General features: G+C 64.5%; 19 protein-coding genes. 9 read left to right on the top strand and 10 right to left on the bottom strand.

The window, feature by feature from the left end:
* Positions 1-50 precede the first annotated feature (50 nt).
* A complete protein-coding gene (locus J8I82_RS01335) occupies positions 51-221 on the top strand; it encodes a hypothetical protein (RefSeq protein WP_209753944.1) in 171 nt (56 codons plus the stop codon).
* Positions 222-257: 36 nt separating this feature from the next.
* On the opposite strand, the gene J8I82_RS01330 is transcribed toward J8I82_RS01335, so the two are convergent.
* From J8I82_RS01330 to senA, 5 genes are all read right to left on the bottom strand, one after another.
* Positions 258-749, bottom strand: a complete 492-nt coding sequence (locus J8I82_RS01330; RefSeq protein ID WP_245179289.1) for a hypothetical protein — start codon at positions 747-749, stop codon at positions 258-260.
* Between the two features lie 49 nt (positions 750-798).
* Complete coding sequence (locus J8I82_RS01325) at positions 799-1,875, bottom strand: lipocalin-like domain-containing protein (RefSeq protein WP_209753943.1); 1,077 nt, start codon at positions 1,873-1,875, stop codon at positions 799-801.
* The gene (locus tag J8I82_RS01320) at positions 1,872-4,397 is read right to left on the bottom strand and encodes an FtsX-like permease family protein (protein ID WP_209753942.1); all 2,526 of its coding nucleotides are present in this window, start codon (positions 4,395-4,397) and stop codon (positions 1,872-1,874) included. The genes J8I82_RS01325 and J8I82_RS01320 overlap by 4 nt, the downstream gene beginning before the upstream one ends.
* A gap of 3 nt (positions 4,398-4,400) precedes the next feature.
* Positions 4,401-5,096 (bottom strand): ABC transporter ATP-binding protein, encoded by a 696-nt coding sequence (locus tag J8I82_RS01315; RefSeq protein WP_209754400.1) that lies wholly within the window; start codon positions 5,094-5,096, stop codon positions 4,401-4,403.
* A gap of 63 nt (positions 5,097-5,159) precedes the next feature.
* On the bottom strand, positions 5,160-6,362 hold the full coding sequence (gene senA / locus J8I82_RS01310; protein WP_209753940.1) for a selenoneine synthase SenA: 1,203 nt from the start codon (positions 6,360-6,362) through the stop codon (positions 5,160-5,162).
* Here senA and senB point away from each other — a divergent pair.
* The 5 genes from senB to phnE all read left to right on the top strand — a co-directional run bounded on the left by senB (position 6,361) and on the right by phnE (position 10,782).
* Entirely contained in the window at positions 6,361-7,356 is a 996-nt protein-coding gene (senB, locus tag J8I82_RS01305; protein WP_209753938.1) for a selenoneine biosynthesis selenosugar synthase SenB, read from the top strand. The two genes, senA and senB, sit on opposite strands and share 2 nt — an antisense overlap.
* A 113-nt stretch (positions 7,357-7,469) precedes the next feature.
* Positions 7,470-8,345: a putative selenate ABC transporter substrate-binding protein gene (locus J8I82_RS01300; protein ID WP_209753935.1), complete on the top strand. Its 876-nt coding sequence runs from the start codon at positions 7,470-7,472 to the stop codon at positions 8,343-8,345.
* Positions 8,342-9,169 carry a phosphonate ABC transporter ATP-binding protein gene (locus J8I82_RS01295; RefSeq protein WP_209753933.1) on the top strand — a complete coding sequence of 276 codons (828 nt, stop codon included), beginning with the start codon at positions 8,342-8,344 and terminating at the stop codon, positions 9,167-9,169. Before J8I82_RS01300 ends, J8I82_RS01295 begins: the two co-directional genes overlap by 4 nt.
* Complete coding sequence (locus tag J8I82_RS38215) at positions 9,166-9,987, top strand: PhnE/PtxC family ABC transporter permease (RefSeq protein WP_245179285.1); 822 nt, start codon at positions 9,166-9,168, stop codon at positions 9,985-9,987. Before J8I82_RS01295 ends, J8I82_RS38215 begins: the two co-directional genes overlap by 4 nt.
* Before the next feature lie 3 nt (positions 9,988-9,990).
* A complete protein-coding gene (phnE, locus tag J8I82_RS38210; RefSeq protein ID WP_245179282.1) occupies positions 9,991-10,782 on the top strand; it encodes a phosphonate ABC transporter, permease protein PhnE in 792 nt (263 codons plus the stop codon).
* A gap of 88 nt (positions 10,783-10,870) precedes the next feature.
* Here the strand turns inward: phnE and J8I82_RS01285 are convergent, their stop codons facing one another.
* The 4 genes from J8I82_RS01285 to J8I82_RS01270 form a co-directional block, all read right to left on the bottom strand.
* Positions 10,871-11,953: a porin gene (locus J8I82_RS01285; RefSeq protein ID WP_209753932.1), complete on the bottom strand. Its 1,083-nt coding sequence runs from the start codon at positions 11,951-11,953 to the stop codon at positions 10,871-10,873.
* Positions 11,954-12,104: 151 nt separating this feature from the next.
* Positions 12,105-13,778 carry an HAL/PAL/TAL family ammonia-lyase gene (locus J8I82_RS01280; protein ID WP_209753930.1) on the bottom strand — a complete coding sequence of 558 codons (1,674 nt, stop codon included), beginning with the start codon at positions 13,776-13,778 and terminating at the stop codon, positions 12,105-12,107.
* A gap of 637 nt (positions 13,779-14,415) precedes the next feature.
* Positions 14,416-15,078 (bottom strand): response regulator, encoded by a 663-nt coding sequence (locus J8I82_RS01275; protein ID WP_209753928.1) that lies wholly within the window; start codon positions 15,076-15,078, stop codon positions 14,416-14,418.
* Positions 15,059-16,729 carry an MASE1 domain-containing protein gene (locus J8I82_RS01270; protein ID WP_209753926.1) on the bottom strand — a complete coding sequence of 557 codons (1,671 nt, stop codon included), beginning with the start codon at positions 16,727-16,729 and terminating at the stop codon, positions 15,059-15,061. Before J8I82_RS01270 ends, J8I82_RS01275 begins: the two co-directional genes overlap by 20 nt.
* Before the next feature lie 406 nt (positions 16,730-17,135).
* Here J8I82_RS01270 and J8I82_RS01265 point away from each other — a divergent pair, with 406 nt between their 5' ends.
* Positions 17,136-17,378 (top strand): hypothetical protein, encoded by a 243-nt coding sequence (locus J8I82_RS01265; RefSeq protein ID WP_209753924.1) that lies wholly within the window; start codon positions 17,136-17,138, stop codon positions 17,376-17,378.
* Positions 17,379-17,577: 199 nt separating this feature from the next.
* On the opposite strand, the gene ald is transcribed toward J8I82_RS01265, so the two are convergent.
* Positions 17,578-18,693: an alanine dehydrogenase gene (gene ald, locus J8I82_RS01260; protein ID WP_209753922.1), complete on the bottom strand. Its 1,116-nt coding sequence runs from the start codon at positions 18,691-18,693 to the stop codon at positions 17,578-17,580.
* Positions 18,694-19,086: 393 nt separating this feature from the next.
* On the opposite strand from ald, the gene J8I82_RS01255 reads away from it, so the two are divergent.
* The gene (locus J8I82_RS01255; RefSeq protein WP_209753920.1) at positions 19,087-19,542 is read left to right on the top strand and encodes a universal stress protein; all 456 of its coding nucleotides are present in this window, start codon (positions 19,087-19,089) and stop codon (positions 19,540-19,542) included.
* Between the two features lie 28 nt (positions 19,543-19,570).
* Positions 19,571-20,935 (top strand): phosphoribosyltransferase, encoded by a 1,365-nt coding sequence (locus J8I82_RS01250; RefSeq protein ID WP_209753918.1) that lies wholly within the window; start codon positions 19,571-19,573, stop codon positions 20,933-20,935.
* The last annotated feature ends 746 nt before the right edge of the window (positions 20,936-21,681 follow it).

Here is a 21,681-nt window from a genome sequence, read left to right as displayed (position 1 = left end):
CCGGCTTGCCGGGTGTTGACCCCGCTTTTGCCTGAAAAAGAGGTGCAACCATGCCGCAAACCCACCACGTCGCCGCCCGTCGCCCCGTCCAGCCGGTACCCTTCCGCCAGAGCAAGGGCGTACGCGTCTATCAGGGCGCGCAGCGCCGCACCATGGTAGGCAGCATGGCCGCTATCTGCAGGATGCTTGAACTGGAAACCACGAGCAAGCTGGCCGTCTGAAGCGGCCCGGGTTTCCGGCCAGCGGTTTGCCCTGCATCAGCCACGCGCGCACGCCTTGGTTTCCGTTTCCAGTTCCTGCGGCGTCATCTGCGGGAACCACGTATCGGTCTTGCGCAACTCGACGGCCGTGCCATCCGGCCTGGCGGTCAGCGAGATCAGGTAGGCATATGCAAACTCGCCGCTGCCCTTCGGCTGCCCGATCCGGATTTCCGTCTGGTTCTGTGCCGGCAGGTTGACGACCGTGGCTTCGTCGCCGAGATTGTTGCGCAGGCATTTGGCAACGTCAGCCATTTTTGCCGGCGTAAACATGCGCATCGGCGGACGCGCGCGAATCTCTTTTTCCGACGTGCCGGTGGCGCATCCGGCCATCATCGCGGCCACCGCCACGCCAGCGCCCATTACCGCTGCTCGAAGGAACATACGAATCCTTTGGAATGCAAGGCGCGTATGGTACAGGAGCCACATCAATCGTGGGCGCACTGGCATTGAAAGAAAGGATGCGCCGATTCCCGCCTGGTTGTCGGGCATGGACGGGCCAGATAAGGACGGCAAGCCGGCCCCACCGCCCCGCCTCAAGTCAAAGGTTGAGGCGCTGGAAATACCCGGTCAGTTCGAGGTAGCCCCGTCCCACCGCCTTGCCATTCCGCCACGCAGTCACCGCGCCCTCCCAATAAACCGCGCCGGTGCTGGCGCGGCTATCGAGTTCCTGATCATCCATCAGCGGCGTCAGTTCGAGCGTGAGATCGCCTGCTTTCAAACGCATGGCAACAGGATAGCTGGTGCCTGTACGCGGCGAGCGCCAACGGCGCACCGGCATGAAGGTGACGTCTTCAGGAGCGAGTATCCGCACTTGACCGTCGCTGCCGCGCAACGTGCCGCCTCCCCAGAACTTGCGCCCCGCCTTGTCCCGAATCTGAAAGGCCATCAGCGCGCCGCCATCAGCCAGGTTGAGGCCGAGCCAGTCCCAGCCGACAGCTTCGTCGGCCAGCAAGGCCGACGACCATTCATGGTCCAGCCAGGCAGTGCCGTGCACGGCCTGCTGCCGGCTGCCCTGCTTCAAGGTGCCGCTCACCCTGAGTCCCGGCTGGCTGTAGTAGTAGCTCGCCTGGGACGCCAGAGGGCCCTTGCGGCTGTAGCCCCGTTCGCCCTGCAGCAGCAACTGCTGGGTTGGCTCCATTGTCAGCTCGAGCGTGAAATCCCGAGCGGGGAATCTGGCCCGGTAGTGCCCCGTCATCTCCCGGCGCAGCGACCAGTCGTCGATGTACACGTCGGTGTCGGCTGTGTCGGCAAGCGCAAGGCCAAAGCCGCTGCGCACCGCGCGTTGGTCGTGCTGGAGTTTGCCCGCCACGGGATCGCTCAGTGCGACATGGGCGGACAGCAGCTGCCGCGGCGCGAAGCGGCTTGGGTTGGCCTGGTCGAACTGCGGACGCGAGCGGAAAAACGTAATCTGGAAGCCGAGCGCCGCGCCTGCCTGCGTCTGCAGCCAGCCGGTCGCATACCACCATTCGGTACGATAGTCGGGGTGCGCACCATGGTCGCGCGGGAAGGCCAGGGTTCGGCCCGCGTCGACTGGCGGATAAGCGGGCGCTGCACCTGGCGCCGCACCCGACACACCGAGACCTGGCAACAACAGCAGGAATGAGCGCCTCTTCACCAATCCTCCTGCACCGCGCGCACGGCGCTCCGCGACATCGCCTGCCGTCCGCTCGCCAGCGCGGCCAGTGAGGCCGCCGCCACGACAGCGCTCGCCACCTGGGCCAGAAATGCCCATGGCACATGCAAGCCCATGGTCCAGTGGAACGACTGCGGGTTGACAACGTGAACCAGGATCAGGGCGATGACCCATCCCAATCCAAGACCGGCTGCCACGCCAAGCAAAGCCAATAGCGTGCCTTCCAACGCCAGCATCGCGCCGATCTGCCAACGCATGAAGCCGAGATGACGCAGCATGCCGAATTCGCGCGCACGCGCCAGGGCCTGCGCGCTGAAGCTGGCGCCGATGCCGAACAGGCCGATCACAACCGCGATGGCCTCCAGCAGGTAGGTCACCGCAAAACTGCGGTCGAAGATTTTCAGGGTGACGGCGCGAATCTCGCCGGGCTCGGCGAAGGCAATGTGTTCACCGCCGGCGACGCGCTGGCGCAGCCTCTCCCTGACCTGCGCCGGGCCGGCGCCCTGCTCCAGCCACAAGGCAACGTCAGTGACACGCCGCTCGTCAGTGAGCCGCCGATAATCGTCCTGACCGATCACCACCGTACCATGCTGGCGCGCGTAATCGCGCCATACGCCACCGACCCGGAAGATGACGGGCCGACCCTGCAGCGGCAGCGTGATACGTTGCCCCGGGCGGAAGCCATAGAGGTCGACCATCGCCTCGCTGACCCATACCGTTGGCGGGTCGCCCGGCTGCCCCGCGACAGGTGCGCCTGTCAGCGGCAAGCGCGCGCCCGGGTCGCGCGGATCGATCGGCCTGGCGATGACCGTGATGGGGGGACGCTGAGGGTCAAGCAGAATCTGGATCGAACGTAGAAACTCGGCGCGCGCAACGCCATGGGCGCTGGCGATGGCCGCCTGGTCCTCGGGCGAGAAATACGCGCTATCGCCGCTTGGCGAAGCACGCAGATAGAGGTCGGCCGGAAGGACATTCTGCAGCCATTGATCCACCGAGATGCGGAAGCTTGACACCATCATCGCCATCGAGGCCATCAGGCTGAAGCTGGCGACAATGCCGGCCAGCGCGATCGACGCGCGGCCCGGAGCTCCGGCAAGTTGGGTCAGGGCAAGCTGCGGCACAGCCCGTCTCGAGGAAGGCAGCAAGCCGAATACAAGATGCGCGAGCCGTGGCATCAGCAGGATGGCACCCACCAATAACAAGGCGATCGCGGCATAGCCGAAGACCGGCAGATCCGCCACAGGCCGCAGTGGGGTCAACCCAAATCCGGCTGCCATCGCAGCAAGCCCGGCCCACGGCGCGCGCAGCCGCTTGAGCGGTGTCTCCTCATCGCCTGCCTTGAGCGCCTGCGCCGGCCGCGCCCGGGCTGCCTCCCATGCCGGCGCGAGACTGCCCAGTACCGCCGCCGACAGGCCGAGCGCGAGAAAGATCAGTGCTGGCAGCGCGTCGAAGCGGATCCTGGGCCGTACACCTTCAAAGTAGCCGCCACCCAGATCGCCGCCTGCATAAGCGAGCACCGCGGCGGCGAGAACGAAGCCAAGGGCCAGGCCGAGTATCGCGCCGATTACGCCCTGCGCTGCGCTTTCCGCCAGCAGCAGCCGCAGGAGACCGGCGCGCGTCACCCCCAGGGCGCGCAGCAGTGCCAGTTCGGGGCGCCGCCGCAGCATCGAAACGGCCTGCATCGTGAACACCAGGAAGGCGCCGGTGAACAATGCCACCATGGCAAGCACGTTCAGGTTCACCCGATAGGCGCGCGACAGGTTGGAAGTCCGGCGCACGTTATCCTGGGGCGAGCTTGCCACCACACCTGGCGGCAGCAGCGCGCCCAGCGCTTGTGCAAAGTTGTCGGTATCCACCCCCGGCCTCAGCTTGACGTCGATCCGCTGCAGCAGGCCAAGCCGGTCGAGGCGCCACTGCGCCGCACCGATATCCATCACGCCCATTCGCTGGCCCTCGCCCGCCGCCGGCAGCGTGCCGGCAATACGCAGCGTCAGCGCGGTGAGCCCCACTTGCACGTTGAGCGGGTCCCCTGGCTTAAGACCGAGCCAGCTCAGCGCCGCCGGCGAAAGAAACACGGCGTCGGGATCGAGAACGTCGAGCTTGCCCGCGCGCTCGTCTGCCGGCCGCCCGATCAGATCGGGTGTCACGGACGCCGCCCGGAATACATCGATGCCAAGCAGCTTCAGCGCACCGGTGCGCCCTGGCACCCCGGCATCGACCTCCACCACCGGGCTGGCCGCTGCCACCTCCGGCAGGCGCGCGATGCGCGGATAGAGCGATTCGTCGAAGCCCGTGCGCGGCCCGCGTATCTCCAGATCAGCATTCCCCATCAACGAGCGCGCCGCCTGGGAAAACTCCGCCAGCGCAGCGTGGTTGACCAGATGCACGCCATAGCCCATTGCCACACCGATGGCCACCGCGAGAATGCCTACGATGGCACGTCCGGGATGGGCACGCAGTTCGCCGAGGACCAGTGCAAGGCCGAGCGAGCGCGGCGTTCGCATGGCTCAGGAGACCGCGCTCGTCGGCGGCTGTGCCCCCAGCGGCATCAACCCGCCTGGCGTCAGTTGCAGGACCCGATCCACGGTCGCCGCGGCCAGTGCCGAGTGGGTGACGATAATCGCGGCCGTGCCGTTTGCGTTGACCAGTTCGCGCAGCAGGCTCAGCGCCTGCGCAGCCGTATCGCGGTCCAGGTTGCCGGTCGGCTCATCTGCCAGCAGCAGCATCGGCCGGTGTACCAGCGCACGCGCAATCGCAACCCGCTGCAGTTCCCCACCGGAAAGCTCGCGGGGCAGGCTGTCCTCGCGCCCCTCGAGCCCAACCGCGGCGAGCATCTCGGCAACGCGCGCCGACGCCTTCTCCCGCTCGAAGCCGTTCAACAGCAGCGGCAGAGCCACGTTCTGGGCCGCGCTCAGATTCGGTAGCACGTGGAAGGCCTGGAACACAAAACCCATCTTTTGCCGCCTCAGCAAGGTTGCCGCGTCATCGCCCAGCTTGCCCAGATCCTGCCCGTCGAACCGGATGTGGCCGCTGTCGGGCCGATCCAGGCCAGCAATCAGGTGGAGCAGCGTTGACTTGCCGACGCCCGATTCACCCATGACGGCGACATATTCGCCGGCGTCCAGCGCAAGGCTGACTCCGCGGAAAACCGTGCGCGGCCTGGCGCCGTCGTATGTCTTCGAGACGTCTGTCAGGGTTAGCACAATGTCATAAACCTCCAGAGGCGCGCGTGCGTGGGTGGAAATACATTGCTTCGGGGACACCCCTCAACCGCAGCAGCGGAATCCGACGAAGAGGTCGCTGCGGTGCGGCAGGTAGAAGTTCCGGTAGCGAGGATGCTGCATGCGGGCATGGGTGGCGAACGATCCGCCGCGGACCGAGCGATGCGTGTGAAACCAGGGGGCGGAATACTCCTCGTACGGATCGGGCGAGAACCCTGCATAGGGCTCGAAAGGATCAGCCGTCCATTCCCACACGGAGCTACCCCAGCGGATCAGGTCATGCGTTGCCGCGAACTCCCATTCAGCTTCCGTGGGCAAGCGCTTGCCGGCCCAGCGGCAATAGGCTTCCGCCTCGTAGGCATTGATATGACACACCGGCTGTTCTGGCGGCAGCGGCACCCACTGCCCGAACCAGCGCAACGCCCATTGCCCCGGGGTGCCGCCGCCTGTCCGGCGCCAGCGCACCGGATGCGCCAGCCTGCCCTGTTGCAGCCATGCGCGCCCGTCGTCGGACCACCATTGCGGGTCGCGGTAGCCGCCGGCGGCCACGAATTCCGCAAATGCAGCATTGCTGACGCAAGTGCGATCGATGCGGAAAGGGGCGAGGTGGACCGGGTGAGTCCATTTTTCGTTGTCGAAGACGAACCCGTTGCTCCCGGCGGGCGACCCCATCAGGAACGTGTCGCCGCCTGCGACCACCGACCCGGCGCCTGGCGCAATGGCAGGCATGTCGAGCGGGGCATGTAGCGGATAATCGAGCGTCTGGCGCATATAGGTCAGCGCCTCCGCGTGCATGTCTTCGTGGAACAGGGCGAGCCGGAAAAAATAGAGCGCGTGGTCGGCGTCGTCCGCCGCGGCGAGGCTGGCCCGGACGCGCTCCAGTACCGCCGCCACGTAGCCGCGTACCTCCGCCAGTGGGGGCAACGCGAGCTTCCAGCGATCCGTGTGAGGCACGCGCGAGGAATCGAAGAAGCGGTCGGCGTTATCGAGCATCGACGGCAGGCTTGCGACCAGGCGGCCTTCCGGGCCGGGACGCGGGTCTCGCAACACCCAGTGCTCGGTGAACCACGCGACATGCGCGTATTCCCACAAGGGCGGGTTGATCCCGGGGTCGTAGCGAACCTGCCACTGGGGCGGCGACAAGTCCTGCAGGATGGCCCAGGTGCGCCGATGCGCATCGGCAAATGCCGCATCGAGCCCGAACTTGTTTATGCTTCTGGCTGCCCCCCCTTCAGAGCCGATCGTCATGCGTCCTCCCAAGGCCACTGTCGCGATTATCAGCCCGGCACTCCGGAATGCCAATAACGGCAACTGGCAGACCGCACATCGCTGGTCGCACATCCTGCAGGCAGATTACGGTGTGACCCTGGCCGCGGAGTGGTCGGAGGGCCACCCCGACGGCGCGGTGCCTGCATGCCTGATCGCGCTGCACGCCCGGCGCTCGGCCGATTCCATCGCCAGGTTTGCCGAAGCCTGCCCCGGCCGTCCCCTGGTAGTTGTGCTGACCGGAACGGACCTGTACCGCGATATCCGCAGCGACGCATCCGCCCGGCGCTCCCTGGACCTTGCCACCCACCTGGTGGTGCTGCAGGACGAAGGGCCAGCCGAACTGTCGCCCGGGCATCGTGCCAAATGCCGGGTCATCTACCAGTCCGCCCCGGCGATCCTGCCGGCCGCGGCCAGCCGGGATGCGTTTGACGTCGTGCTGGTCGGCCATATGCGGCCGGAAAAGGATCCGGCGACGCCGATGCGGGCCCTGATGCAGCTTCCCGAGGATTCGCGCGTGCGCCTGGCCCACATCGGCGCCGCACTGGACGATAGCTACCGGGAGGCCGCCGAGGCGCTGCAAGCGCAACGCTGGCCGGGGGTCCAGCGCTATGTGTGGCTGGCAAACCTGCCTCACAGCGAGACGCGGCGGCGCATCGGGCAGGCACAGGCGATGGTTATATCGAGCATGATGGAAGGCGGCGCCAACGTGATCATCGAGGCCGTGACGAGCGGGGTGCCGGTGCTGGCGAGCCGCATCCCGGGCAACCTCGGCATGCTGGGCCGCGACTACGAGGGTTACTTCCCGCCGGGCGATGCCGCGCACCTGGCGACGATGCTGGAGCGCGCCAGCCGCGACGCCGCCTTCCTCGAGCGCCTGCGGCAGCAATGCGCGCAGCGGGCACCGCTGTTCGCGCCGGAGCGGGAACGTGCCGAAGTCATTAGACTTGTCGCCGAAGCCTTGCAACCAGATTGACCTGGAGCCCCCGCCATGGACCAGCCAGACCACGCAGGCATCAAGCCCGCGGCAGCATCAGCGCCCTTCCCGGTCCCCACTCCATCACTGCCGTTCTTCGACCACGCTCGATCATGACCACAACCATATTCCCGCGTATCGCGAAACGCCTTGTCGCGCTTGCCCTGTCTGGCCTTGCCTGCCTGTCGGGTGCCCACGCTGCACAGGCCGTCCTGAAAGTGTCTGCCATCCCCGACGAGGCACCGACCGAACTGCAGCGCAAGTTCGCACCGCTTGGCAAATACCTGGAGAAGGAAACCGGCATGAAGGTGGAGTTCATGCCAGTGACGGATTACGCCGCCGTGGTCGAGTCCCTGGCAACGGGCAAGATCGACATGGCATGGCTGGGCGGTTTCACCTACGTGCAAAGCAAGATCCGGACGAAGGGCGCCACCATCCCCATCGTCCAGCGACAGGAAGATGCTGCCTTTACCAGCAAGTTCATCACTGCCGACAGCAATATCAAGACCCTGGCCGACCTCAAGGGCAAGACCTTCGCCTTCGGCTCGCCGTCCTCGACTTCCGGACACCTGATGCCGCGCTATTTCCTGCACCAGGCCGGCATCGATCCGGACCGTGACTTCAAGACTGTCGCCTATTCGGGCGCCCATGATGCAACCGCCGCCTTCGTCCAGGCCGGCAAGGCCGACGCCGGCGTGCTCAACGCCTCGGTCTGGGACAAGCTGGTGGAGCAGCACAAGGTAGACCCCGCCAAGGTCCGGGTGTTTGCTGTCACGCCGCCCTACTTCGACTACAACTGGACCGTACGCGGCGGGCTCGACCCGGAACTGCGCAAGAAGCTGACCGATGCGTTCCTGCGCCTTGACCCGGCCAATCCCGAGCACAGGGAGATCATGGCACTGCAGCGGACCGTAAAGTACATCCCTACCAAGCCGGAGAACTACGCCGGCATCGAGGCCGCGGCCCGCACCGCGGGCCTGATCAAGTGAGTTTCCATCTCGACGCCGCCAGCGTCAGCCACCCCAACGGGCAACGCGCGCTGCACCAGATCGCCTTGTCGGCGGGCAGCGGCGAACGCATCGCCGTCATCGGTCCGTCGGGCGCCGGCAAGACCTCGCTGCTGCGCCTGCTGGCAACGTCGCTGCGGCCCGGCGAAGGCCGCGTCGAGATCCTCGGACAAAGCCCCTGGGCACTGAGCGCTACACACCTGCGGCAACTGCGCTGCCGCATCGGCATGGTGCACCAGGCGCCGCCGATGCCTCCGCGCCAGCGCGTGATCACCGCCATTCTTGCCGGCCGCCTCGGTATCTGGCCCGGCTGGAAATCCATGCTCTCGCTGGTCTATCCGGCGGATATTGCCGGCGCCAGCGAACAACTGGCGCGACTGGAGCTGGCCGACCGCCTGTTCGACCGCTGCGACCAATTGTCGGGCGGCCAGTTGCAGCGCGTCGGCGTGGCCCGCGTGCTTTACCAGCGCCCGGAGCTGATCCTGGCCGACGAGCCGGTCTCGGCAATGGATCCCGTGCTGGCCAACCTGACCCTGGGCGAGCTGCGCAAGGAAGCCGATACGCGGGCGGTGACGCTGGTCGCCAGCCTGCACGCGGTGGATCTTGCTCTGCGCTGGTTTCCCCGCATCATCGGCCTGAAGTCGGGCGAGGTCGCCTTCGACCTGCCGGCCGGGCACGTCACCGACGCCCTGCTGCGCGAACTCTACGCCGCCGAGAGCGAATCGCCACCCGTGCAGGGCAGCCGCGCCGCGCACATCACCGCCACGTCCGCCGGCGCTGACCCGCGCAGGGCAACATGCCGATGACCGCTCATCCACGCGACCCGCTGGCGCTGCGGCGGGCCGGCGGCCTGGTCCTGGCCCTGCTCCTGCTGTGGCCCCTGCTGAGGCTGTCCCAGTTCAGCCCGTCGGCGCTGTTCGACAGGGCAAACCTGAAGGTGATCGGCGGCTTCCTGGCAAACTTCCTGCCCCCCGAGGTTTCAGCCGGGTTTCTCGGCTACGTGGCCAAGGCAACGCTGGAAACGCTGGCGATCGCGACCGCAGGCATCGCGCTCGCCTTTGCCATTGCGGCGCCGCTGGCCATAGCGATGACCAGGAGCCTCTCCATCTCCAGCATCGGTCCGGGCCCGGGACTGCGGTTGCGGGCAGCGCTGCGCACCGCCGTGCGCGCGCTGGTGCTGCTGCTGCGCGGGGTGCCTGAGCTGGTCTGGGCGCTCGTCTTCGTGCGCGCGCTGGGCCTTGGCGCGGCGGCGGGCGTGCTGGCGCTGGCCGTCACCTATGGCGGCATGCTGGCAAAGGTCTATGCGGAAATCCTCGAATCGAGCGACCAGCGCGCGGCGAACGCCCTGCTCTCAGGCGGCAGCGGACGCCTGGCGGCGCTGTCTTACGGATTGCTGCCGAATGCCGCGCAGGAGCTGGTCTCGTACACCGTGTATCGCTGGGAATGCGCCGTGCGGGCGTCGGTGGTGATGGGCTTCGTTGGGGCCGGCGGGCTTGGCCAGTTGATGGACCAGGCCATGAAGCTGCTCAACGGCGGCGAAGCCGCGACCATCCTGCTTGTGTTCCTGCTGCTGGTCCTGCTGGCCGACGCGCTCAGCGCCCGGTTGCGCAAGATGCTGGATTGAACCATGGCAAGCAGCACGCCCACGGCCGGCCAGTTCTGCCTCAAATGCCTGCTTACGCTGCTCGCCGTGGCAAGCGCGGTCGCGGCCAGTTTTGCCTATCTCTCGCTCGATCTGAGCCGGCTTTTTTCCGCGGACGCTGCCGCCGAAATCCTGCGCTTCCTGCAGACGTTCTTCCCGCCAGAGCTGTCGGCCACGTTCCTGGCCAGAACCGGCGGCGCCATGCTCGAAACGCTTGCGGTTTCCGCCGTGGGCACGCTGTGTGCGGCGGTGCTGGGCTTTGGCCTGGCGCTACCGGCTTCCGGCCTCTACGGCGATGCGCTGCGCGCGTTCTCGCGCTTGCTGCTGAACCTGCTGCGCTCGATTCCCGAGCTGGTATGGGCTGCCCTGACCGTGCTCGCCGTCGGCCTTGGACCGTTTGCCGGCACCCTCGCCCTGGCACTGCATACCGCGGGCGTGCTCGGCCGCCTGTTCGCCGAGGCGCTGGAGAATGCGCCGCGCACACCCGCCCGCGCGCTGACGGAAGAGGGCACTCCCGCCGCGCTGGTCTTCGTGTATGGGACGCTGCCCTGCGTATGGCCCCAGTTCCTGGCCTACATCCTGTATCGCTGGGAAATGAATATCCGCGTGGCGGCTGTCCTTGGCTTTGTCGGCGCCGGCGGGCTTGGGCAGATGCTGTATTTCGAGCTCTCCCTGTTCCACATGCCCCAGGCTTGCACGGTGATCATCGCCATGCTTGTGCTGGCGGCCCTGGTCGACACAGCCAGCGCGATCATGAGAGTTGGCCGGCATCCCTGATGCGGCTCGCTTGGGCTTCCCCAAGCGACGGAATCACTTCGTTCTACGGGTACCGAGGGCCGCCCCCCATTTCGCGCGCCGGCACCAGTCAAAACTTGTGTCGGAGATTGAGCGTGACCCCTGTCTGGTTTTCCCCTGCGGTCACCGTGCCGAATCCATTCAACCCCAGGACGGAACTGTCCTTGTTGTGCGCATAGCCCACAGTCAGGAATGCATCGGTCCGCTTTGAGAGGGCATAGTTGACCGACGCTGCCAGGCTCCATGGGTCCTGCCCGGAGTTCCTGTTGTTGAAGTAATAGCCTGCCGCGGTAAGACCCACTGCTGGCGACACTTGCACGCGGTACCCAAGCCAATAGACATCATTGCGGCGCGCCTGGCCGCCCGGGGCAACGCCGATGTCCCCCCTGAACCAACGGTAGCCCACGGATATCGTCGACTGTCCCAGCACGTAGTTGCCCCCCACGGCAAGGCGGCGGTCGGTCTGGCCGGAATTCTGCCCGGCGATGCCGGCGGTACCTTGTTGCTGGTCATAGGTCACCGTCGCACCGAATGAGCCGTCTGCGTACTCCAGGCCGCCGCCGAATGCGCGGTCGCTCTTGACGTCCCCGGGACTTTCGCTGGCGAAGCCGCTGCCGGTGCCACTGGTCACGGTGGTGCCGCGCGCAAAGCTGTACAGGGCCACGGCAGTGATGGGGCCGAACTTGCCTGTGTACTTTGCCGTATTATCGTAACGCCCGACCAGGACGGGGTCTAACATAAACGCGGAGTACCGTGTTGCGAAACCCGTCGGATCGTAGTTGATCAACAGGTCAAAGAACGCATTCTGCTGCCGACCCAGCGTAATACGCCCCCACTGGCTTTCCAGTCCCACATAAGCCTGTCTGCCAAAAAGCCGGCCACCCTGACCCATCCCGGTATCCAGGTCGAAGCCGCTCTCGAGCACGTAGACGGCCCTGTTGCCGCCGCCAAGGTCTTCAACGCCGCGCAACCCCCAACGCGAGCCCGAGACGTTGCCGCTGGTCACGCGAAGCTGCTTGTTCCCGGCCGCATCGGCTTTGGTCAGGTACTCGAATCCGATGTCGCCAACGCCATAGAGCGTGACAGACGACTGTGCCGCAGCCATTTGCGATCCCATCGCCAGCAGCATGCCTGCACAGAATCTTCTCTTCATGGGTGTCTCCAATGACAAGTCTTATATTTCCTGGAATGTGAGCCTTCTGGCGGCGGGCGGGCGTCGCAGAACCCAGCCGTCTGCCGCTCGCCCGACTTCAGTACGTCAGCTGGACAGGACGTGCTGCGGTCTTGTTGTGACGCTGCCCAGCTCAGGGCATATGGCCCCTGAGCACTTCGGCTGCCGCCCGGTAGTCGCCGGTGAGTGGACGGTCATGCTCCAGAAAGGCCACGCGCTTGCGCAATGCATCGGCCAGCTCCTGGGTGGCGGGCGACAACGTGAATCCGGAATCCTTGCGGCGACGCAACTCGGCCGCCTGGACGGCATGGACGAGTTCAATGGCCAGCAGTGCATAGGCGTTGTCGATCTGCTTGCGCACGCGTTGCACGACCGCGGGAGCGTTGGTCGCAACATCTTCGATGTTGCCGGAGGATGGCGAGAAATCCATCGATACCGGCTGCGCCAGCGATTTGTTCTCCGCAGCGAGCGCAATGGCGGGCTTCTCCATGGCACCGAACGCATGGACCGCATTCTCAGTCCCGAGGGAGCGCGAAAGGCTGGTGAAGCTGGGATCGTTCAGGCGCCCGATGCGTTGGGCGGATGCAAGCGAGTGATGCCCCAGCGCAATCGCAGTCTGTTCAAACGCGAGTACCCAGGGAAGCGGCACAAAGTTTGCCGTGGGCAGCACTGCCCCGCCCTTTGGCAAATAGCTTTGTTGCTCTTGCCATCGGGCCGAACGCGGCTTCACGCCGATTGCCACGCCCGGGTTGTCGTCCGAGGCGTTGTACTGCACGTTCAGCAGCGCGCGCAATTCCGACTGTGTGCGATCCAGTTCGCCAATCAGGAAGACACCGGTGCGGAAACTGAGCGGATCCTGCAGACGACGGGAAGCGTCCTGGTTCCAGAGACTGGAACCGCTCAACAGGCGCCGCAATTCCGCCCCGGTCTTGACCGTCTCCGGGAATGGCCGCAAGGCAAGGGAATCTTCCAGGAACGGCGAGACATTGCCGTTCAGCGCCTGCAGGCTCAAGGCGTAGACGAGCTTTGAGTGCCGGCTCAGATTCGCAAGATCCACCAGTGCCAGGGAAGCCAGGCCCGACGCATAGGAATTGGAGCTGAGGATAGACAGGCCGTCCTTGCCGAACGGCTGAATCGGCGCAATACCGGCGGCCGCAAGAACGCCGGACGCCGGCTGGCGATGGCCTTGGTAATAGACGTCGCCTTCTCCAAGCATGGCCACGCCGACATGGCTGAGGATAGTAATGTCGGCCTCGCCAATGGAGCCGACGGACGGGATCGCCGGCGTGATGCCCGCGTTCAGAAAATGAACGTACGCATCGACGATGCTTTCCTGCACGCCGCCACCGCCGGCAAGCAGCGCATTCAGGCGAGCCGCCATCGCCGCACGGACATCGACAGCCGGCGCGTCAGGTCCGGTGCCACCGCTATGCGCACGCAGCAGGGCGATATTGAAGCGCCGCGATGCATCGACGATTTCCTTCGTCAGCTCACCCTTGGCATCGACCATGGACCGGTCCTTGTTGAGACCGACGCCGACCGTCAGCCCATAAATCTGTTTGCCCGCGCGGGCGGCATCCAGCAGGACGTCATGGGCCTGGCGCACGCGCTGACGTGCCGCAGGCGCGATGCGCACAGGCTCGCCGTGGGCGATGCGTACGATGGATTCCGGGGTGGCGCTGCGGCCGTCGAGCTCCACGTCGGCTATGGCAGGAAACGCGACGCAGGCCACAGATGCGGCAATGCCGAGAGAGCGGCCGAATGCCAGAGCTTGTTGACTACGGAGCACCAATACATTGCGTTTCATGGCTGGCTCAATAATGTTTTGGACAAAGGGTGTGCGTTACCGCGTCCCGGAAATTCGGGAGCGATTCTGTTCAGACAAAAAATTGGTTCAGGACAACGGTGGCGGGCGAACATCATGGCCCTGGCGGAGTCCAGGGCAGGGCGGGGGTTAGGGCAACGCTACGGCTGAAGTGCGCAGACGCCCATCAGGGACTGACACACGGCAAATCGCCGGCCGCATTTCCGGAAAAGCATGCCCTGCGCTCTTTTCAAGCGGCGCAATGCCCTTTCCATTGATACAAGTGAGGTTGTGGCTTCCCATTTGGTCTCCCGTCCCGCAGTGGATACGCTTCACACCATGCTGTGCCGCATTGCCTGTCGCGGCCGCCGCTGAATCCATGGAAAACAGTGTAGACACCGCCACATTAACCGTCTTATGCTTTTTTGTCGGAAGCCATTAACTTCACGTTAATCGCTCGCTTGCACACGCCGGATCTCTTGATGTCCTCAGGCATATGCCGATGACCAGCCGAATACGTATGCACCCAGTTCCTCGCGAACGGCGGCTTCTATCGTCTCGTGCGGCTCGGTCAGCGTGACGGAAATGTCGAGCCCCCGCTGGCCGCCTTCCAGGGCCCGCTGCGGATCTATTTACCCCACTACTCACTCTCGAGCCACTGGATCGCAAAGCGCATCAACTCCTTGCCGCTGGAAATATCCAGCTTCTCCTTGATGTTGGCCTGATGCGCCTCGATGGTCTTGACGCTCCGGTTCAGCTTCATGGCGATCTCGCGAGTGCTGAAGCCGAGGCCGATCAGATGCAGGACCTCAAACTCCCGTTCGGAAAGACACGCGACCGAGCCCGCCGGAGTTGCTCTGGGAACCGCCAGCGCCCGCGCCAGCCGGGCATGCATTGCGGCGCTGAGGTAAATGCTGCCTGCCAGCACCTCGCGGATGGCACTCATGACCTCCTCCGCGGCCTCGAGTTTCATCAGGTATCCATTGGCGCCGGCTCGCAATGCGCGTTCGGCAAACAAGGTCTCGTCATGCATGCTGAGGACGAGTATTGCCAGGCTCGGGTGATGTTGCCTCAGCGTCTTGATAAGATCCAGGCCGGAATCCGACTGCAGGCTGAGATCCACAATGGCGATGTCAGGCTGGCTGGCCATCGCCGCGAAGGCTTCTTCGGAAGTTGCGGCTGCACAGCAGACGTGCAGACCCTCTTGCATCAGCAAGTGGGTTAATCCCTCCCGGATGATGGGGTGATCGTCAACAATCAGGACCTTGGTTGCAGGGCCATGGCTAAATGGCGTCTCTGGCATGACCGGCACCCTCCGGTATCGGATAACTGATGGCAACCGTGGTACCACCCATGGCATTGCGGGTGATGGTGCACGACCCGTCCAGAAGACCTGCCCGGTGTCGCAGGTTGTGAAGTCCCAGTCCCGACGCACGTTCCATCCGATCCGGGTCGATTCCCACGCCATCGTCACTGATCGAAAGCCTCTGGAGTTCGCCTTCCCGTTCCAGGGCGATCCAGATATGGCTGCCCTGGCTGTACTTCAATGCGTTATTGACCGCTTCCTGCGCCGCACGGTAAAGGTTGGTCTGCATCGGCGGATCCGGCAAGTCCACATCTGACGCGATGCGAAGCGTACAGCCGATGCCGTTCAGAGAGCTTGTCTTTTCTGCCAGACCTTGCAGGGCGACCGAGAGGTCACCGGATTCCATGGTCACGGGGTCCAGGCCGTGGGCAATCCTGCGAGTCATCAGGGATGCCTGTTTCACCAGGTCGACAACGGTCGCCGCATCCGCGGCTGCCGGGTTTCCCTGCTTCTGCAGTTGCAGGCTCAAGGTGGTGCAGTGAAAGCCCAGGCTGGTAAGGTGCTGCCCGAGACCGTCATGCAGTTCGCGGCCAATGAGCCTCTGTTGGTGATCGCCGATCCGGATCAGTTCTGACTCGACGCGGCGGCGCCTTTCCATCTCCTGCCTCAGTTCGTCGTTGGCCCGCTCCAGATCCTGTGTTCGCGCTTGCACGCGCCGTTCGAGTTCCTTGTGAGATGCCATCAGCAGGCGATGCAAGCGCTTTTGCTGGGCGTTTGCCGCCGCCAGCAGCAGCCCGGTAATCGCCACCACATTCGCGAACGCACACCATCTTACGAGGCTATCCACCGGGGAATCCGCGGCAAAGGGACCGGTGCCATGCGTGGCGCCCCGAATGGCGATGATCGAGACCAGCAAGGTAGCGAGGCTGGTGCCAAGATGATCGAAGCGCAGAGCGGCCCAGATCACGAACGGAAGGATCGCCATGGCCGCAGGATAGTAGCCGTGTCCGGCGAGCTGCGGGGCACCGAAGATCAGGTAACCCACCCAGAGAATCGCCACGGCCAGCCCGCACGCTTCCCCGGCTTGCCTGGCCGTATGAATGGGGCTCGGATATGCGAGCAGATGGAGCAGCGGCGGAGCCACCACGAGCACGCCCATCATGTCGCCGAGCCACCATTCCAGAAAGGCGGTGCTGTATTCGTCGGCTGACAGCAGCCCGCCACCCCAGAGGGCGGTCGTGCCGATCGACGCGCTCAGTGCCGAGCCAAGCGTCGCCGCCAGGATGATGAAGGCCAGCACGTCCCTGATGCGATCAAGCGAGACCTGGAAGCCGGCGACTCGATTTAGCAGCCATGTGGCCGTTAAGGCGGCTGCTGTCGCGCCGAGGGCGATCACCGCGGCCACATGCGCAGGCACGCCCACTGACATGTTGGCGAGCATCGATCCAATGGCGACACCCGGGGCAACGCCGAAGCCCATCGTGAGCAGCGCAACGAGGGCGATACCGCTGGAGGGCCATACCAGGGACACGGCTCCACCTACTACCGCATAGGCAAGTCCCAGCCTTGCACCTGCAAAATACGCCAATGCGACAAAGCCGGTTTGAATGAAGAGGTTGAGCCTCGGCTTGTGCAGGATGATGGTCATTATTCGATTCTCAAACCCTCGGAGCAGATTCCGGCACCACGAGTCATGGCTGGCGTCGAGCGAAATGACAATAGCCTTGCTAAGGCCAATATGCCCAAATTCGTTAAAAATTACGAAATTGCACCCAATCCACGCAACGTGCAGCAGCACAGATCCATGGATGATGCAATGCACACTACGAATCTATGCCAGAACGCTGCCGCGCGCATAAGTGTTCTTGCGGAATTTCGATAGTTCCCGTCCCCCTTCCGAATCGGGCATTCCCCTAGCCGATTTTCGGCAACATGCCCTATTCATCAACCCGAGGCCAGGGCATACATTGCAGTCGAACAAAGCTATGCCCTGACATTGGAACAAACAGGTTTCGCTGCCGGGATCCTTGCAACCGCATAAGTAGGAGGAAAAAATGGTAAAGACTCTCATTCTGCTTGCTGGCGCAAGTGCCGCGCTTGGCTCCAGCCTGGCCTATGCCGGCATCGGGGCGCGAGATGTGTACACGGATGGGGCGAGCGTCATGGGGCCGCGAGATCCATATTCCGATGGGAGCGCGAAGTTCGACGTCTATTCGGACGGCGCGAGAGTCGTGGACAGGCGTGACGTGTTCACGGACGGCGCGAGGATCACCAACCGCGATGGGTTCGTAGAATAGGGTAAGTAAGCAGATACAGCAAAGGACCTGAAGCGTTTGCAATAGGCGGGGTCGCCCTGCATTGGCGGGCCCCGAACCGGCATCGTCCCCGAGCAGCAGGCGTCGGGGACTTTTTTTTGCTTCTATTTCCGGATGAGCAATGCTGAAATCGGTTGCGTCAGATCATCCACGCATCGGAGCAAGAGTCAGGTACCCCAGATCAGACCAAAACCTCTTCGGCGGGTACATGCATGTATCCATGCGCGCTGGCGACGGCGGCATAAGTCACATGTCCCCGACAAATGTTCAAGCCCGCCCGCAGATAGGCATCCTCGGCCAACGCGCGTAGCCATCCTTTATCGGCAATGGCTAGCGCATAGCCGATCGTGGCATTGTTCAGGGCAAAGGTAGAAGTCCGGGCGACCGCGGCCGGCATATTGGTCACGCAGTAGTGCAGCACGCCGTCGACGACATAGGTCGGTGCCGTATGGCTGGTCGGACGCGATGTCTCGAAGCAGCCGCCCTGGTCGATCGCCACATCGACCATGACTGATCCGGCCTTCATGCGCGCAACCATGGCGCGAGTGACGAGCTTGGGCGCCTCGCCGCCTGGCACCAGCACCGCGCCGATGACCACATCCGCTGACAATAGCGCCCGCTCGATGCTATCCGTGGTGGAATAAAGCCCCGTCACGCGGTTACCGTACACGAGGCTGAGATGCCGCAGCCGATCGACATTCTTGTCCAGCACTGTAACGCGTGCTCCCATGCCCACCGCGATCTGAAGGGCATTGGTGCCGACCACGCCGGCACCGATCACCACCACGTGGGCGGGGGCGACCCCCGGGACGCCGCCAAGCAACAGGCCCATGCCGCCCCGCGGTTTCTCCAGATGCGCGGCAGCAACCTGGACCGACATGCGGCCCGCCACCTCGCTCATCGGGGCAAGCAACGGCAGGCCGCCATCGGGCCCGGTGACAGTCTCATAGGCAATGCAGATAGCGCCGGACCTGACCAGACCGGCGGTCAAGCTCCGGTCCGCGGCCAGATGGAGGTACGTGTAGAGAATCTGCCCGGCCTTGAGCAATGCCAGCTCGGATGGCTGTGGCTCCTTGACCTTGACGATCATCTCGGCCCGGTCATAGACGCTCATCGCATCCGCCGCCAGCTGTCCCCCCGCTGCCTCGTACTGCCGATCGGATAGGCCCACCGCAGCGCCGGCACCGGCCTGGATCATGACGGCATGGCCGTGGCTGACCAGCTCACGTACGCAAGCTGGCGTGAGGCCTACCCTGTACTCCTGGTCTTTGATCTCTTTAGGTACACCGATCCACATGGTGCCTCTCACAGTGGTGGGCAGCCAGCCCCCTTGCGGCAACCTCACATCTCTATTCCAGCGCAAATTCCGCGCAAAGCAACCTTGGCAGGCCCGCAAGCATCGGGCAATCCATGTCGGCATGGCGAGGCGACCGCGGCCTGGTGCCGCGGGTGCCCTTTACGACATGCGCGCATGGTCGTTCCGGAGGACGCTCCGGGGCGGCCCCACAACGCCGGAGATGGGCAATTTTCCGCCTGGCGCGACAGCTTTCACGTTGAGCGCTCTCCACATCGATGCAGAGTTACGGCGCGTGTTGATGTATGTCAAATACTCGCGGCACCTTCGCACTACGCTGACTACAACGCATGGCAATAACGATTTATCGCGCGTTGTGGACTCAGGAGACCAACCATGTACCACCGCATCTTGCTCGCCATCGACGGCAGCCGCTCGTCTGACCTGGCCCTGAGCCAGGCCATCATCGTTGCTCGGGCCACAGGCGCCGAGGTCAAGGCGCTGTATGTGGTGGACGACAGCGATGTCTACTTCGAAGCCAGCTACTTTGATCCGCGCGAGGTGGTAACAACGCTCGCGGCTCATGGCCGGAAGGCGCTGGACGCCGCCACGGCGCGCCTTGGCGAGGCAGGCATCCGAAGCACCGCGCAGCTTGACGAGAAGCCTGTGACACCGGGGCGGATCTCGTCGACCATCGTCGCGGAAGCTGACGCATGGAACGCCGACCTGATCGTCATGGGCACGCACGGACGCCGCGGTGTCCGGCGCATGCTGATGGGCAGTGTTTCGGAGGGCGTACTGGCCAGGACGAGCAAGCCCGTACTGCTGGTACGTAGTGAAATGGAAGGCTAGTCCGTAGATCGCTGCAAAAAGAGGCGACATGCCAGCAACCGTGCGAGCCATTCAATTGGAGGAGATAACCCGGCCGCTGCGGCCGGGTTGTTACCCGACAAAGTTCCACTCCCGCGAACACGCCGGCGCAGAGTTGGCAAAGCTGTTAAGCACGTACCGCGTCCCCGGCGTACTGGTACTGGCCATCCCGCGTGGCGGCGTGCCAGTCGGCCGGGTTGTCGCCGATGCACTGGAGGCAGACTTCGACGTGGTCATGGCTCGCCGCGTCGCTGCCGGGGTCGCCGTGGACGATACCGGCACGGCCTGGACCAGCGGTGCGCCGAGCGTTATCGACGAGCACGCCGCGCAATGCCGCGCACAGACCGACGCACTGTGCCGCCAACGCGCCTTGTACGCGGGTGTGCGCCAGTTCGCCGATCCACGAGGCCGGACCGTGATCGTGGTCGACGACGGCCTGGTTAGCGGCGCCACCATGATTGCAGCGCTCGCCAGCGTCCGCAAACGGCAACCCGCCCCCCTGATCTGCGCCCTTCCTGTTGCTAACCGCGTCGCTCTTGAAGAGGTACGTGCGCTGGCTGACGAGGTCATCTGCCTGGCTACGCCCGAACGCGTGGGCTGCCTGGCGCATTGGTATCGCGAGTTCCAACTGCTCACCGACGACAAGGTAAGGCAGCTGATTGAGAAGGCGTCGCCGACCTCGAGCCGGCACGCCGCCGACCGCTCGATAGCGCGTCTTCCTGCGCTCAGCATGGCCTTGCGGATACCGTATGCAATCAGCGGCCTGCCGGCCATGCTGGAATCTCCGCCAAATCCGCAAGCCGTGGTGCTCATGGCCTATGCCGGCAATGCTCAGCGCCGCAATCCCCGCAGCCAGTATCTGGCACGAAAGCTCCGCGGGAACGGCTTCGCCACCATGCTGGTAAACCTGCAGCCGGGCGACCGCAGCCGTGATGCCCAGGCTTTCGACATTGACGACCTGGAGGCCCGGATCAAGGCCAGCCTGGCCTTCCTCGACACACGCACCCCATACGCCACCCTGCCTGTAGGCTTGTTCGCCGCTGGCATCGCTGCCGCGGCGGCGCTGCGTGCCGATGTTTCCGCTCCCGGCCGCGTGGGCGCAATCGCCTGCGTTGCGGGCAGGCCAGACCTTGCCGGCGCGGCCATCCTGCACAAGCTGTCCACTCCCCTCCTCCTGATGTACGCGAGCGGCGATGCGGACAGCCAGCGCGTCAATACCGAGGCCCTGACGCAGGTCGACTGCATCCGGCAGTTGCAACGCATCCAGACCAATGGTCGTGGCTTTGACGACCGCAAAGCGCTGGAACGTATCGCCACGCTGACGGCTGACTGGCTCGGACCGCGCACATCAAGCGGCCAGCGTCGGACGGACTAAGGCCCAGCATGAGCGAGTGCTCGTCAACCGCTTCCCACGTCCTGAATCCCTTCGCTTCAATCGGGTTGCTGACACCTGCCCAGCGCAAACACGGGAAACGCTGACACCAGTTTCGAAACCTGCGCGACTACCGCGTGCCAGCAACGATGAGAAAAGCCAAGGCTCGGCATCGATCAATACCCCTGGCGCTCGAGCTTGCTCACGATCGGTTTGTTCCCAATCACGTCAATGCGAGGCAAGCTGCCGGCGGATATGTGCCGCCTTACTGCCGCCAGCAATTCAGCGGCGTCGCATCGTCCCTGCTCGATGGCACCCACCGCACCGCCGCTGACAGCGAACCGGCCACCACAGGCGGCGCAGCGATATATGCGGCCCCCACCTGTCGGATCGCGCCGGTCGAACCAGCGTCTTGCCAGCGCAGTGCATAGCAAGCAGGGCACGGCTGCTACTGTGCTCATCGTATGACCTCATTCAAAGTTCCACCTCACCCCGCCTGCCGGACCAGCGGAGGTCTGACCAGCAACGACTTCTCGGGAGTGATGGCGTCGCCAGCGGGAAGGGCCCGCTGCTCGGACCCTCCGATCGCGCCAGCATTGGCTCAAGTTTCAGTTAAGAAACGTTGCACGGGGAGCAAGAAGTGTTTGAAAGCCAACAAAAGCCAGAAATACCGCTTGTTGCAGGTCTTCCGCCCGATTGTATTTTTGCCCTCTCTTGCTTGCGTCAAAGTGTCTTGTCAGGCGGCCACA

The organism is Cupriavidus consociatus (assembly GCF_017814975.1).
GTDB classification, from domain to species: Bacteria; Pseudomonadota; Gammaproteobacteria; order Burkholderiales; family Burkholderiaceae; genus Cupriavidus; species Cupriavidus consociatus.
Note: the sequence above shows the minus strand (reverse complement) of the source record. Positions and strands in the feature narration are given on the sequence as shown.